We start from the raw sequence: 556 nt of genomic DNA on the forward strand, positions 1-556 counted from the left end.
CTCCGTTCCTGGGGTTCGCGCGCCACGGCGTTCTCGCAGCGAGACGATCGGGACTGGCGCGAGGCCGACTTCGCGGTGATCGACATCGAGACGACGGGACTCGACCCCGAACGGGACGAGGTCGTCTCGGTCGGGGTCATCCCGATCTCCCGCGGACGCATCAGTGCGTCGCGCTCCCTGTACATCGTCTGCAACCCCGTCGGCTCCGTCGGGTCCGAGGCCATGAAGGTGCACTCGCTCCGCCGGGCCGACCTCGCGACCGCGCCACGCATCGAGGAGCGCCTCGGTGAAGTCATCGCGGCCATCAGCGGCCGCACGGTCGTCGCCCACGGTGCGTGGGTCGAGACCGCCTTCCTCGACCGGCTGCTCGAGCCCATGCGGCTCGCGCTCCCCCGACCGATCGTCGACACGGCGATCCTCGCGCGGCATTGTCTTCCGGCGCGGCTCTCGGCTCCTGGCCGGCTCATCGCCCTTGAGGACGCGTCGGAGGCCCTCGGCCTCCCCGTCCACACCCCGCACCACGCCCTCGGCGACGCCATGACGACAGCGCAGGTCT

1 protein-coding gene is annotated in these 556 nt (G+C 71.4%); it reads left to right on the top strand.

From position 1 onward, the window contains the following. Positions 1 to 556 (top strand): 3'-5' exonuclease (locus AC4FQ5_RS20050; protein WP_491146459.1); only part of this gene is annotated, 556 nt, incomplete at both ends.

The sequence above is a fragment of the Chryseobacterium sp. DT-167 genome (assembly GCF_058310155.1).